Source organism: Streptomyces sp. NPDC044719, from assembly GCF_056433405.1.
Genome location: NZ_JBWKHE010000001.1, coordinates 394,201 through 406,845 on the forward strand (window position 1 = coordinate 394,201; position 12,645 = coordinate 406,845).

Consider the following 12,645-nt stretch of genomic DNA (forward strand, 5'->3'; position numbering starts at 1 on the left):
GGGTCTGGAACGGTTGGTGGGGAGTCTGTCGCGGCTGGCCGGGAGTCGTCCACGGCCGGTGGGGATTCTCTCGCGACCGGTGGGGGGTCCCGCACGGTCGGAGGGGAGTCCCTCGCGGCTGGTGGGGGGTCTGGAACGGTTGGTGGGGAGTCTGTCGCGGCTGGCCGGGAGTCGTCCACGGCCGGTGGGGATTCTCTCGCGACCGGTGGGGGGTCCCGCACGCTCGGCGGCAAGTCCCTCGCGGCCGGTGGGGAGTCCCGCACGGCCGGTGGGGAGTCTCTCGCCGTCGGCGGGGAATCCCGCACAGTCAGCGGGTCCCGCACAGCCGATGGGGAAGCCCTCGCAGCCGACGGGGAAGCCCCCGCAGCCGACGGGGAGTTCGCAGGGTCGCTGGAGTTCGTCGCCCCCGAGCGGATGTCCGGCCGTACCGCCGGGCCCGCGTCCGATCTGTGGTCCCTGGGTGCCCTGCTGTACGCCGCCGTGGAGGGCTCGTCCCCGTTCCGCCGGGCCACGCCGGAGGCCACACGCGCAGCGATCCGCGCCGCCGAGCCGCCCGGGCCGGAGCAGGCCGGGCCGCTCGGGCCGCTGATCGTCCGGCTGCTGGCGTCCGACCCCGACCAGCGGCCGGACGCAGAGGAGGTCGCGAAGGAACTGGAGGCGGTGGCGGGACCACCGCCCCTCGCGCCCCTCGCGGAGATACCCGCCGGAGACCAGGAGGCCGCGGACGTACCGGAGCCGGCGGACGACCCCGACCCCGACCTCGACCCCGGCCCCGGCCCCGGCCCCGGCCCGGGCCCCGGCCCCGGAACGCACCTGGACGCGACCGCCGCACCGCCGGAGTCGCCGAAGCGGCACAGCCTCCTCCGCCCCGCCCCCCTCGCCCTCCTCAGCGCGCTGCTCGCCGGAGGCCTGGGCGCCGCCACCCACCTCGACGGCGCCGGCACCGCGGAGAGCGCCGAACAGACCGCCGACACGACGGACGCCTGGACCCCGCACCACGACCCGGACCTGTCGGCCGTACTCCATCTCCCGAGCCACTACCGCGAACTCGGCCGGACCGGCAGCGCGACCGACCAGCCCCGCACCGTGCTCTACGGCGACGAACGGGGCGGCACGGTCCAGGTCCGCCTCCTCCTCTGGGACCGTGCCCCGGCCTCCCCGATGGACCAGGCCCGTAAGGCACCCATCGTCCAGGGGGACACGCGCTACACCCGCACCGGCGTCCAGGGGCACGAGGCCGCCCTCGCCGACACCGCCTACCACGCGGACGAGGGCCCCAGAAGGGTCATGCGCCTGCTGATCCGCACCGGCGACGACCGCATGTACGAACTGCGCGTCGACATGCCCAGGGGCACGCCGGAGGAGGAGGAAGGCACCTCGGTGTTCCAGGGCGCCCGCGACCGGCTGGGGATCGGCTCGGGATCGTAAAAGGCTGAATTACACCGACTGTCACCGCACAACGCCCTGATCAGGGCGTTTGTTGCCAGCAGCCACTGGCGTCGTGTGTGCACTCGGTGAAGCCGTATTACCGACGGGTACCCAAAGCCTCCGCCGGGGCATACCCTGCCGCTCATGACGGACGCGCACGCCCCGGAGAAGACCGGCACGGCACAGACCGGCACGAACCCCCTCGCCCCCGCCCCGGAGGGCGCCCGCACCGCCGCCGACGTGGTCACCCCAGAGCTGGTCGCCCAGCTCACCAAGGGCGTGGCCGGCTCCGGTCGCACCGCCAACCACACGCCGTTCACCGGGGAGAAGCTGGCCGACCTCCCCGAGTCGACGCCCGAGGACGTGGCGAGGGCCTTCGAACTGGCCCGCACCGCCCAGGCCGTGTGGGCGCGGACCCCCCTGCGGCAGCGTGCCGCCGTCCTGCTGCGCTTCCACGACCTGGTGCTGGAGCGCCAGGCCGAGGTGCTCGACCTGATCCAGCTGGAGACCGGCAAGGCCCGGCTGCACGCCCACGAGGAGGTCCAGGCCGTCGCGGTCGCCGCCCGGCACTACGGCCGCAAGGCCCCCTCCTACCTCCGGCCGAAGCGGCACGCCGGTGCCATGCCGACCCTCACCAAGGTCACCGAGCTGCGCCACCCGCGCGGTGTGATCGGCCAGATCGCCCCCTGGAACTACCCCCTGGAGCTGTCGGTCGGCGACGCGATCCCGGCCTTCGTCGCGGGCAACGCGGTCGTCATGAAGCCGGACACGGAGACCTGCCTCACCGCCCTGTGGGCCCGTGACCTGCTCATCGAGGCCGGTCTGCCCGCCGACGTCTTCCAGGTCGTCCTCGGCGACGGCCCGGTCGTCGGCCCGGAGGTCGTCCGGCACGCCGACTACGTCTCCTTCACCGGCTCCACCCGTACCGGCCGCGAGGTCGCCCAGGGCGCCGCCGCCCGGCTCGTCGGCGTCTCCCTCGAACTCGGCGGCAAGAACGCCATGCTGGTGCTGGAGGACGCCGACATCGAGAAGGCCGCGGCCGGAGCCGTCCGCGCCTGCTTCTCCTCCGCCGGTCAGCTCTGCATATCCATCGAGCGGCTCTACGTCCACGAGTCCGTCGCGGACGCCTTCCTGGAGCGCTTCGCCGCCCGTACGAGGACGATGCGCCTCGGCAGGTCGCTGGCGTACGGCGCCGACATGGGCTCCCTGGTCGGCGAACGCCAGCTCGAGACCGTCACGCGGCACGTGGACGAGGCCGTAGCCAAGGGCGCGAAGGTGGTCGCGGGAGGCGTGGCCCGCCCGGACATCGGCCCGTACTTCTTCGAGCCCACGATCCTCGACGGAGTCGAGGCGGAGATGTCCGTCTGCGCCGAGGAGACCTTCGGCCCGGTCGTCTCGGTCTACCGCTTCCAGGACGAGGACGAGGTCATCGAGCGCGCCAACGCCACGGCCTACGGCCTGAACTCCTCGGTCTGGACGAAGAACGCCCGGCGCGGCCAGGAGGTCGCCGGCCGGCTGCGCACCGGCACGGTCAACATCAACGAGGGCTACGCCCCCGCGTACGGCAGCGTCCAGTCGCCCATGGGCGGCATGAAGGACTCGGGCCTCGGCCGCCGCCACGGCTCCGAGGGCATCCTCAAGTACACCGAGGCCCAGACGATCGCCCACCAGCGGGTTCTCCCGATGGCTCCCTCCCTCGGCATGGACGACGAGAAGTACGCCCGGTTCATGAGCAGGAGCCTCCGCCTGATGAAGGCATTCCGGTTCCGCTAGAGCCAGACCACACCCGTTCTCGACGAGGAGAGCCCGTGCCCCAGGACACCTACGACTACGACGTCATCGTCGTCGGCTCCGGCTTCGGCGGCTCGGTGACCGCCCTGCGCCTCACGGAGAAGGGGTACCGCGTAGGCGTCCTGGAAGCCGGCCGCCGCTTCACCCGCGAGTCCCTCCCCAAGAACTCCTGGGACCTCAAGAACTACCTCTGGGCGCCGAAACTCGGCATGTACGGCATCCAGCGCATCCACCTGCTGGGCAACGTCATGGTCCTGGCCGGCGCGGGCGTCGGCGGCGGCTCCCTCAACTACGCCAACACCCTCTACGTCCCGCCGAAGCCGTTCTTCGAGGACCCCCAGTGGCGTGACATCACGGACTGGCAGGACGAGCTGAAGCCGTTCTACGACCAGGCCCGGCGCATGCTGGGCGTCCGGCTCAACCCGACCATGACCCCGTCCGACGTCCACCTGAAGGCCGCCGCGGAGCGCATGGGCTGCGGCGACTCCTTCCATCTCGCCCCGGTCGGCGTCTTCTTCGGCGACGGCGAGGACGCCGACGGCACGGCGAAGGCGAGACCGGGCCAGGAGGTGCCCGACCCGTACTTCGGCGGCGCGGGCCCGGCCCGCAGGGCCTGCGCGGAGTGCGGCGAGTGCATGACCGGCTGCCGCCACGGCGCGAAGAACACCCTCAACGAGAACTATCTGCACCTGGCCGAGAAGGCCGGCGCCGTCGTCCACCCCCTGACGACGGTCGTCTCGGTGACCGACGACTCACGCGGCGGGTACGCCGTCGCCACGCTCCCCACCGACGACCGCCGCAAGGCGAAGGGCCGCACCTACACGGCCCGCAAGGTCGTCATCGCCGCCGGCACCTACGGCACCCAGACCCTCCTGCACCGCATGAAGGCGGGCGGACAGCTGCCGTACATCTCCGACAAGCTGGGTGAGCTGACCCGTACCAACTCCGAGGCCCTGGTCGGCGCCCAGACCGACGACCGGCGCTACCGCAAGGCCCACGGCGCACGGAAGGCCGACTTCACCCGGGGCGTGGCCATCACGTCCTCGATCCACCCGGACGAGAACACCCACATCGAGCCGGTCCGCTACGGCAGGGGCTCCAACTCGATGGGCGGCCTGTCCATCCTTCAGGTGCCGTACGCGGGGACGAACTCGGGCACCTCGCGGGTCCTGGGCTTCCTCGCCAACGCGGCGAAACACCCGCTGCTGGTGCTGCGTTCCCTGTCGAACCGCCGCTGGTCGGAGCGAACCATCATCGGCCTGGTGATGCAGTCGCTGGACAACTCCCTGACGACGTATCTGAAAACGTCGGGCGCCGGCCGCGGCCTGCTCACCGCACGGCAGGGCCACGGCTCCCCCAACCCCAAACAGATCAAGGCCGCGACGGAGAGCGCCTCGGCACTCGCCGCCGAGATCAACGGCTTCGCGGGCTCCAACGTCGGCGAACTGATGGGCACCCCGCTCACCGCCCACTTCCTCGGCGGCTGCCCCATCGGCGACTCCCGCGAGTCCGGCGTGATCGACCCGTACCACCGCCTCTACGGCCACCCCGGCATCTCCGTCGTCGACGGCGCCGCGGTCTCCGCCAACCTGGGCGTCAACCCGTCCCTCACCATCACCGCCCAGGCCGAGCGGGCGATGTCGTACTGGCCCAACAAGGGCGAGCCCGACCCCCGGCCGCGGCAGGGCGCGGCCTATGAACGTCTCCAGCCGGTCGAGCCCAAGTCCCCGGCGGTCCCGGCGGACGCGTTCGGCGCACTGCGGCTGCCGTTCCTGGGCATGCCGGCGGTGCCGCCCAAGAACTGAAGCCGACAGGCAACAGAAGAGGGACCTGCACCCCCCTCCGAGCGCAGGTCCCTCTTCTGCTTGGTGCTGCGGCCTATTGGCCGCTATGGCTTACGCCTGCACGCCGGCCTTGCGGCGACGCACCACGAAGATCGCACCGGCACCGGCGACGACCGCGGCACCGCCGACGAGGCTGATCATCGGCAGGGCGGAGCTGGAGCCGGTCTCGGCGAGGCTGCCGGTGACCTCCGGCGTGGTGCCGGCCGGCTTCTCGTCGGTGACGGGCGCCTTGCCGCCTTCCTGCGGCTTGGTGCCACCGGTGTCCGTACCGGCCGAGACGATCTGGAACTTGTAGGAGATCTGACCGAAGCCGGTGCACTCGGCGTCGTTGTCGCCGTAGATCGTCGCGCCGAGCGAGAAGCCGGCGCCGACCGGGGCGGACGGCTTGACGTTGAGGCGCAGCGGGATGTTGACCTCGTAGTCGGGCTTCAGCTCGTCGGTGTAGCCGACGTAGCCGACCGCGAGGCCGCCCTCGTTGAGGTCGACCCAGATCTTGTCCTGGGGGTCCCAGGCCTGGAGCTGGACCTGCTTGCTGGTGAACAGGTCCTCGCCGTTCTTGTCGGAGGAGGCTCCGGCGAAGAAGTCGAGGTCGTTCAGCGTGGAGTCGGAGTTGTTGAGCACGTTCAGCGAGAACTTGTGCCAGCCGCTGCCCGCCGCGATCTTGCCGGGCAGGCCGGAGATGCTGACGTCGACCTTGGTGTCCTCGCAGACCGAGGGCTCGGGGTCGGGGGACTCCGACTCCTCGGGCTCGGACGCGGAGGGCGCCGGGGAGGACTCGCTCGCGGAGGCGCTCGGCGAGGGCGTCGTCTCCGGAGCGGACTCGCTCACGGACGCGCTCGGAGTCGGCGTCGTCTCGGCGGGCTTGGACTCGGTCGCCGACGGCGAGGGCGTCGTCTCGGGAGCGGACTCGCTCACGGACGCGCTCGGCGTGGGCGTCGTTTCGTCGGTCGCGTACGCGGCCGGTGCCGCGAGCAGTGCCACCGGGGCTATGACCGCCGTAGCGGCCGCTGCTGCCATGGCGCGGCGAAGCTTCATGAAGACCTCGGAGAGTCCGGCGTACCGCAGGGTGCGGTACGAACGTTGGGGGAGGCCTCCGCGTGTGGGGCGCGGGAGTGGCCCGTGGTTCTGCAGGTTTGATCCGTGAAACCTGTGAATGGTTGCACTGTCCTTCACAGGATTTTTATGTGGGCTGAGTCACATCCATGACCTTCTTGTGAAGGCGCTTGCTGAACGCCTAGAACTGACGCTCGTGTCTGACAAGCCGTCCGACGATCAGCCGTCGGCCTCCGAGATCCCCGACGACGTCTGGGAACAGTTCATCCGCGACGCCGAACGGGACACCCGCGGCTCCGCCCCGAAGGAACCGTCCGCGCGGGCACGCATGGTCACCGAACGGTTGCGCCGGCAGGAGGAGCGGGGCGAATCGCCCCCGGGGTGGCGTACCGGCCCCGAATCGCCGTACGTCCACGGCCGGGCAGGCCGCCGCCGCAAGCTGTGGGCCCTGCTCGTCGTGCCCGTCGCCGTCGGCGTGGCCCTGGTGGCCCTGAAGCCGTCGCTGCTGCCCGGTGACCCCTTCGGTACGGGTGAGCCCGGGGCCGCCGAGACCTCGCCCCTGCCCGCCGAGACGGCGGCGCCCACCGCCGCACCCGGCGCGTCGGACCCCGAAACCCCCACCCTGGACGAGCCCTTCGCCGGCTCCCCGGCGCTGCACTGGGCCGACGGCGAGGCCGGCATCGTCCTGCCCGAGGCGAAGGCCGTCGGCGCGGTCCCGAAGGACCGCGTGGAAGAGGCGCTGAAGCTGACGAAGAAGCTGCTGGCCGGCGCCAACCTCGACCCGAAGACGGTGCGGGGCGAACGCCCCGAGGCCGCGCTCTCCGTGCTCGACCCGAAGCAGCCGGGCCTGCTCGACGACCTGAACACCGCCCTGCGCTCCCCGAGCGGCACACACGACCCGGTGACGATGTTCAGCCGTTTCGACTCCGACGAGATACGGCCGGTCGGTGACGTGATCAAGACGCGCGGGCGTATGACGTTCGAGAAGGGCTCGCACGCGGGGGTCGCGGTGCGCGCCGACTACACCTTCGTCTACCCCGTCATGCGCGCCGACGGATCGACCGAGGTCACCCGCACGATCGTGCGCAGGGTCCTCGACGTCGAACTCGCCGACCCCGTCCGCTACCGGGTCACCCCGGGCCGGCTGACCGTCCGGAAGTACGACGAGGAGATCGGCAACTCCACCTGCGACGTCCACGACGGCTATCTGCACCCGGAGTTCCCGTCGAGCGCGGACAAGGGTCCCGACCCCACCGGCCCGACGACGGACCCGTACGACCGCAGCAGGAGCATCGACGACGGCCACGTCTGCGGGACGGTCACCCGCACCTGACCAGGTGCGACAAGCATGAGCGAAGGGCCCCGCGGGGTGGAGCCGCGGGGCCCTTCTTCTCGTCAGCACCGACGTCAGGGCAGCGCCGGTGCCTGGAAGCGGCGCCGGGGGGTTGCGCCGCTGGTCTCGACCTTTGGCAGTCGGGCAATGCGGGTGCCGGCGGGGAGACTTGGGCTGTATGCGCATCGTGCTGGATGAACGCGGCGCCCGCAACCGTTTGGCCCAGCCTTGCGCGATTTCTCGATGTCCGCCGGGCGGCCCCGGGCGTCCCCGGAGCCGTCCGTTCTCTTGGGTGACCGGGCTGCTGTCCCCTGCCGTCCGGTCACTTCCCTGGAGCGAGGTCCCACGACGCACGGCACGATCCGTACGTCTCATCGCTCCAGTGAGCCACGCGTGGTTCTTTCGGGCCCGCGCCTGGCTGGCACGGACATCGAGACCAACGAAGGGCGCCGGGGGGCGGTCACGCGCCGTACGGGTGAGAGGGGTGCGTACGTCTGTCCCGGGAACGCGCATTCCTCCGGCGGATTCAGATCTTGCCCCGGCACAGCTCCAGCAGGGTCATCGCCAGGGCCGTACCCGGCTTGCCCAGCGCGTCCCTGTAGTGACCGAGCACCTCCATCTCGCGGGAGAGGTTCACGCGCCGGCCGCCGGAGGTGATCCTCGCCTCCTGGATGACGGCCGAGACGGCCACCCGTTCCTGGATCAGGCCGATGATCCGGTCGTCGAGCGCGTCGATCCGCTCACGCGCGCCGGTGATCACCTCGGCGGCCTCGGGGGTGCGGGCGCCGGTCACGTCGGTGGCGGTGGTGGGAACGGTCATGGGAGGGGCTCCTCGTCGTCAGGGGGTGCCCCGGGGCGGCAAGGCCCGGACGACGACAGGCGCCCCGGGCCTTGTCGGCCCGGGGCGCCTGGGAAGTCGCTTGTCAGTTGCTCAAGCAGCACGACCATGGCAGCCGGCGGGCCGGATGCCATAGGTAAAGCGGAAGGTCTGGTGCGTGAGCATGGCGCCAGTATGCCCCGGGGCGGCGCGGCGTCCAAGCGGGTTCGCATGGTGAGACGCGGGTGCCGGAGCCCGGACTGTCCGTGGGCGGGACGCTCCCCACGAGCACCTCGGTAGAATCGGGTGGCACAAGACCCCCGCCCCACCGCCGGAAGGCACCCCGTGTCATCAGCGACTCCCGCTGCCAACGCCCCCGACACCGTCCTGGTCGTCGACTTCGGCGCGCAGTACGCCCAGCTCATCGCCCGTCGTGTCCGCGAGGCGCGGGTCTACAGCGAGATCGTGCCGAGCACCATGCCGGTCCAGGAGATCCTCGCCAAGAACCCCGCGGCGATCATCCTCTCCGGCGGCCCCTCGTCGGTCTACGAGGAAGGCGCCCCGAGCCTCGACCGCGCGATCTTCGAGGCCGGCGTCCCCGTCTTCGGCATGTGCTACGGCTTCCAGCTGATGGCGCGGACCCTCGGCGGCACCGTCGACAACACCGGAGCCCGCGAGTACGGCCGCACCGGCCTGCACGTCTCCAAGTCGTCCTCCACCCTCTTCGAGGGCACCCCCGCCGAGCAGGCCGTCTGGATGTCGCACGGCGACGCCTGCTCCGCCGCCCCCGAGGGCTTCTCCGTCACGGCCTCCACGGACGTCGTGCCCGTAGCGGCCTTCGAGAACGACGAGAAGAAGCTATACGGCGTCCAGTACCACCCCGAGGTGATGCACTCCACGCACGGGCAGCAGGTGCTGGAGCACTTCCTGTACCGGGGCGCGGGTCTCACGCCGAACTGGACGACCGGCAACGTGATCGAGGAGCAGGTCGCCGCGATCCGCGAGCAGGTCGGCGACCGGCGCGCCATCTGCGGGCTGTCCGGCGGTGTGGACTCCGCCGTGGCCGCCGCCCTCGTCCAGAAGGCCATCGGCTCCCAGCTGACCTGCGTGTACGTCGATCACGGCCTGATGCGCAAGGGCGAGACCGAGCAGGTCGAGAAGGACTTCGTGGCCGCGACCGGCGTGCAGCTGAAGGTCGTGGACGCCGAGGAGCGGTTCCTCAAGGCGCTGGCCGGGGTCTCGGACCCCGAGGAGAAGCGGAAGATCATCGGCCGCGAATTCATCCGGGTCTTCGAGCAGGCCCAGGCCGAGATCATCGCCGACCAGGGCCCGGCCGTGGAGTTCCTCGTCCAGGGCACCCTCTACCCGGACGTCGTCGAGTCCGGCGGCGGCACCGGCACCGCCAACATCAAGTCCCACCACAACGTGGGCGGCCTGCCCGAGGACCTCGAGTTCCAGCTGATCGAGCCGCTGCGCCAGCTGTTCAAGGACGAGGTCCGGATGGTCGGCCAGGAGCTCGGCCTGCCGGACGAGATCGTCCAGCGCCAGCCTTTCCCGGGGCCCGGCCTCGGCATCCGCATCGTCGGCGACGTCACCAAGGAGCGCCTGGACCTGCTGCGTGAGGCCGACGCCATCGCCCGCGAGGAGCTGACGGCGGCCGGCCTCGACCGGGACATCTGGCAGTGCCCGGTGGTCCTGCTGGCGGACGTCCGCAGCGTCGGCGTCCAGGGCGACGGCCGTACGTACGGCCACCCCATCGTGCTGCGCCCCGTCTCGTCCGAGGACGCCATGACGGCCGACTGGTCGCGTCTGCCGTACGACGTCCTGGCGAAGATCTCGACCCGGATCACCAATGAGGTGCGCGACGTCAACCGCGTCGTCCTCGACGTGACCTCGAAGCCGCCGGGGACGATCGAGTGGGAGTGACCCCTAGGTGCGCTTGATCGTGCGCAGGGGATCGCCGGGCGTCCAGACCTGGACGACGAGGTACGTGTCGTCCTCGACGTAGGTCCTCACGACCTCCGTCAGCTCGGTGCGGAAGAGGTGGAACGGCTCCGGCGGTTCCACCTCTTCGACGTATCCGGCCTTGGTCTCCGCGTCGTCGACCTCGATCGCCCGGCCGCTGATCCGGACGTCCCCGCCGCCCATGCCCGTGCCCTCCCCGGGGTTCGACTGGAGTGTGAAGCGCGGGTCGCGGCGCAGATCGAGGGCCTTGAGCGAGCCCGGCATCATGCCGAGCCACAGCTCGCCCTTCAGGAACCGCACTTCAAGGCCGCTGGTGCGGGGCGAACCGTCCTTGCGGAGAGTGGCGAGAACGTGGTGGGTGTAGGCGCCGAAGCGCTTCTCGACCGTGTCGGCCAGATCCGGTTCGGCGGTGACGAGAGCTGCCCAGTTCGCTGTCATACGGAGAGTGTGGCGCCGAAATGCGACATCTTCTGTCGGCTATTCGTGGGGTAGGCCCCTGGGGGAGACCGGGGGCAAAAGGGTGCGCACAGGGTGCTCTCAGGGGCGCTCGTTTCATCTTTACGAAACGGTTCTGTTCATCCCGGCCCGACCGGCGGTAACTTCCGCCCCGTACGAAGAAACAGCGCTGGAGGACCTATGCACGGGCCCACCCCGCCCCTGCCGCTGCCCACCGACCGGCTGCGGTTCGCGATGCCGCCCATGCACGAGTCGGTGGAGGACGAACGCCTGCACCGCAAGGAGCGGCTCGCGGGCGCCCTCAGGATCTTCGGGCGGCTCGGCTTCGAGGACGGTGTGTCGGGACACATCACGGCCCGCGACCCGGAATACACCGACTGCTTCTGGGTCAACCCGTTCGGGTTGCCCTTCCGGCACGTCACCGTGAGCGACCTGGTGCTGGCCAACCAGGACGGCCAGGTCGTCGAGGGCCGCTACCACGTCAACCAGGCCGCGTTCACCGTGCACGCCCAGGTGCACGCCGCCCGCCCCGACGTGGTCGCCGTCGCCCACTGCCACTCGGTGCACGGCCGGGCGCTCGCCGCCCTCGGCGAGCTGCTGGAGCCGATCACCCAGGAGAGCTGCGCCTTCTACGAGGACCACGTCCTCTACGACGCCTACACCGGTGTCTCCGTCGACGCCGAGGAGGGACGGCGTATCGCGGCCGTGCTCGGCTCCCGCAAGGCACTCGTGCTGCGCAACCACGGCCTGCTGACCGTCGGCGACTCGGTGGACGCCGCGGCCTGGTGGTTCGTGTCGATGGAGCGGTCCTGCCAGGTGCAGCTGACGGCGCAGGCGGCCGGGCGGCCGGTCCGCATCGACCACCGGATGGCGGTGGCGACGCGGGAGCAGCTGGGCGGCGACCTGGTGGCGTGGATCAACTACCAGCCGATGTGGCAGGACGTCAGCCGGAGCGAGCCGGATCTATTGAGTTAGTCATCAGAAGCCGCGGAGCACCACTGCTTTCGTCATCGCGAACTCCTCGTCGGTGAGCACCCCGTCCTGGTGCAGCCGGCCCAATTCGCGCAGCCGGCGCAGCAGTACGTCGTGGTGCTCGGAGGCGGGCGGGTAGTGAGCGGACATGTCGTGCGCCGCCTCGGTGGACGGGTGCGGCAGCCGGGCCGTGACCGCCGTCGCGACGAGCGCCGTGAGCAGATCGCGGCGGGCGCTGCCCCACAGGTCCAGGGCGTACGGGTCCTTCTCCGGCGGCAGCTTCGAGTACACGGTCTCGCGGGTCACGAAGCGCAGGAGGCCGTCCTCGTGGCCGGAGTTCGGCAGCCACTCGACCCGGACCAGGTCGCCCAGGGTGATGATCCGCGGGCCGGTGGCGCGTTTGACCCGCTCGGAGGTGTCGGCCCAGTCGATCCGTACGCGAGTGCCGTCGAAGGAGACCGTCCCGTCGGACGAACGGACCGAGACCGGGACCGGCGGGCCGGGCAGCAGATAGGTTTTCGCCGGGTCCTTGGGAATCCGGTCCAGGAGCAGCGCGCGGCGGATCTCCTCGGCGATGTACTCGGCGACCCCCGTCCGGTCGGCGTCCACCGTCAGCCGGTACGGATCGGCCGCGTCCGGCAGCCGTCCGCCGGTGGCCTGGAGCAGGGGGTCGGCGCCCTCCCGCAGCCTCAACCGCAACCGTCCGCGCCTGCGTTCGGGTTCCAGGACGACACTCGAGACCGCCTCGAGCGGCACGGCGATCTCCCCGTACGTCTGCCGGAACAGCGGCACGGAGCGGTGCAGACCGGGCGTGATCCGGACCGTGTCGCCGTCGAAGGCCCAGGTCCCGTCACGCTGGATGATCTCGGCCATAGGGGAATTCTCCCAGTCAGGTCAACACGGCACGCCGAAGTTCACCCGTGTTGACCAGACCGAGCGGACGCGAACCGGCTGGTGTAGGGCACAATTCGCTGTCGTCGCAGGGG

General features: G+C 71.1%; 10 protein-coding genes. 6 read left to right on the forward strand and 4 right to left on the reverse strand.

Features of this window, described 5'->3' with window-relative positions; all coding sequences use genetic code 11:
- The first annotated feature begins 414 nt into the window (after nt 1–414).
- The 3 genes from AC07DF_RS01930 (at nt 415) to AC07DF_RS01940 (ending at nt 5,024) form a co-directional block, all read left to right on the forward strand.
- Nucleotides 415–1,428, forward strand: coding sequence for a serine/threonine-protein kinase (locus AC07DF_RS01930; protein ID WP_478966004.1), 1,014 nt, complete (start codon nt 415–417; stop codon nt 1,426–1,428).
- Nucleotides 1,429–1,572: 144 nt separating this feature from the next.
- Nucleotides 1,573–3,201 carry a succinic semialdehyde dehydrogenase gene (locus tag AC07DF_RS01935; protein WP_478966006.1) on the forward strand — a complete coding sequence of 543 codons (1,629 nt, stop codon included), beginning with the start codon at nt 1,573–1,575 and terminating at the stop codon, nt 3,199–3,201.
- A 35-nt stretch (nt 3,202–3,236) separates the two neighbouring features.
- On the forward strand, nt 3,237–5,024 hold the full coding sequence (locus tag AC07DF_RS01940; protein ID WP_478966008.1) for a GMC family oxidoreductase N-terminal domain-containing protein: 1,788 nt from the start codon (nt 3,237–3,239) through the stop codon (nt 5,022–5,024).
- A gap of 90 nt (nt 5,025–5,114) precedes the next feature.
- Here the strand turns inward: AC07DF_RS01940 and AC07DF_RS01945 are convergent, their stop codons facing one another.
- A complete protein-coding gene (locus AC07DF_RS01945) occupies nt 5,115–6,098 on the reverse strand; it encodes an LAETG motif-containing sortase-dependent surface protein (RefSeq protein WP_478966010.1) in 984 nt (327 codons plus the stop codon).
- Nucleotides 6,099–6,312: 214 nt separating this feature from the next.
- Between AC07DF_RS01945 and AC07DF_RS01950 the strand changes: the two genes are divergently transcribed.
- Nucleotides 6,313–7,449 (forward strand): hypothetical protein, encoded by a 1,137-nt coding sequence (locus AC07DF_RS01950; protein ID WP_478966012.1) that lies wholly within the window; start codon nt 6,313–6,315, stop codon nt 7,447–7,449.
- A gap of 526 nt (nt 7,450–7,975) precedes the next feature.
- On the opposite strand, the gene AC07DF_RS01955 is transcribed toward AC07DF_RS01950, so the two are convergent.
- Entirely contained in the window at nt 7,976–8,269 is a 294-nt protein-coding gene (locus AC07DF_RS01955; protein WP_193481580.1) for a chorismate mutase, read from the reverse strand.
- A 342-nt stretch (nt 8,270–8,611) separates the two neighbouring features.
- Between AC07DF_RS01955 and guaA the strand changes: the two genes are divergently transcribed.
- Nucleotides 8,612–10,192 carry a glutamine-hydrolyzing GMP synthase gene (gene guaA / locus AC07DF_RS01960; RefSeq protein WP_478966014.1) on the forward strand — a complete coding sequence of 527 codons (1,581 nt, stop codon included), beginning with the start codon at nt 8,612–8,614 and terminating at the stop codon, nt 10,190–10,192.
- 3 nt (nt 10,193–10,195) lie between these two features.
- On the opposite strand, the gene AC07DF_RS01965 is transcribed toward guaA, so the two are convergent.
- On the reverse strand, nt 10,196–10,669 hold the full coding sequence (locus AC07DF_RS01965) for a pyridoxamine 5'-phosphate oxidase family protein (RefSeq protein WP_478966016.1): 474 nt from the start codon (nt 10,667–10,669) through the stop codon (nt 10,196–10,198).
- Between the two features lie 198 nt (nt 10,670–10,867).
- On the opposite strand from AC07DF_RS01965, the gene AC07DF_RS01970 reads away from it, so the two are divergent.
- Entirely contained in the window at nt 10,868–11,662 is a 795-nt protein-coding gene (locus AC07DF_RS01970) for a class II aldolase/adducin family protein (RefSeq protein WP_478966018.1), read from the forward strand.
- 3 nt (nt 11,663–11,665) lie between these two features.
- Here the strand turns inward: AC07DF_RS01970 and AC07DF_RS01975 are convergent, their stop codons facing one another.
- Complete coding sequence (locus AC07DF_RS01975; RefSeq protein WP_478966020.1) at nt 11,666–12,532, reverse strand: DUF4429 domain-containing protein; 867 nt, start codon at nt 12,530–12,532, stop codon at nt 11,666–11,668.
- Between the last annotated feature and the right edge of the window lie 113 nt (nt 12,533–12,645).

Excerpts from the sequence above, each read along its gene's own strand:
- AC07DF_RS01970 (WP_478966018.1), top strand. The coding sequence starts at position 10,868 with ATGCACGGGCCCACCCCGCCCCTGCCGCTGCCCACCGACCGGCTGCGG.
- AC07DF_RS01975 (WP_478966020.1), bottom strand. The coding sequence starts at position 12,532 with ATGGCCGAGATCATCCAGCGTGACGGGACCTGGGCCTTCGACGGCGAC.
- AC07DF_RS01930 (WP_478966004.1), top strand. The coding sequence starts at position 415 with ATGTCCGGCCGTACCGCCGGGCCCGCGTCCGATCTGTGGTCCCTGGGT.
- AC07DF_RS01965 (WP_478966016.1), bottom strand. The coding sequence starts at position 10,669 with ATGACAGCGAACTGGGCAGCTCTCGTCACCGCCGAACCGGATCTGGCC.
- AC07DF_RS01935 (WP_478966006.1), top strand. The coding sequence starts at position 1,573 with ATGACGGACGCGCACGCCCCGGAGAAGACCGGCACGGCACAGACCGGC.
- AC07DF_RS01955 (WP_193481580.1), bottom strand. The coding sequence starts at position 8,269 with ATGACCGTTCCCACCACCGCCACCGACGTGACCGGCGCCCGCACCCCC.
- AC07DF_RS01945 (WP_478966010.1), bottom strand. The coding sequence starts at position 6,098 with ATGAAGCTTCGCCGCGCCATGGCAGCAGCGGCCGCTACGGCGGTCATA.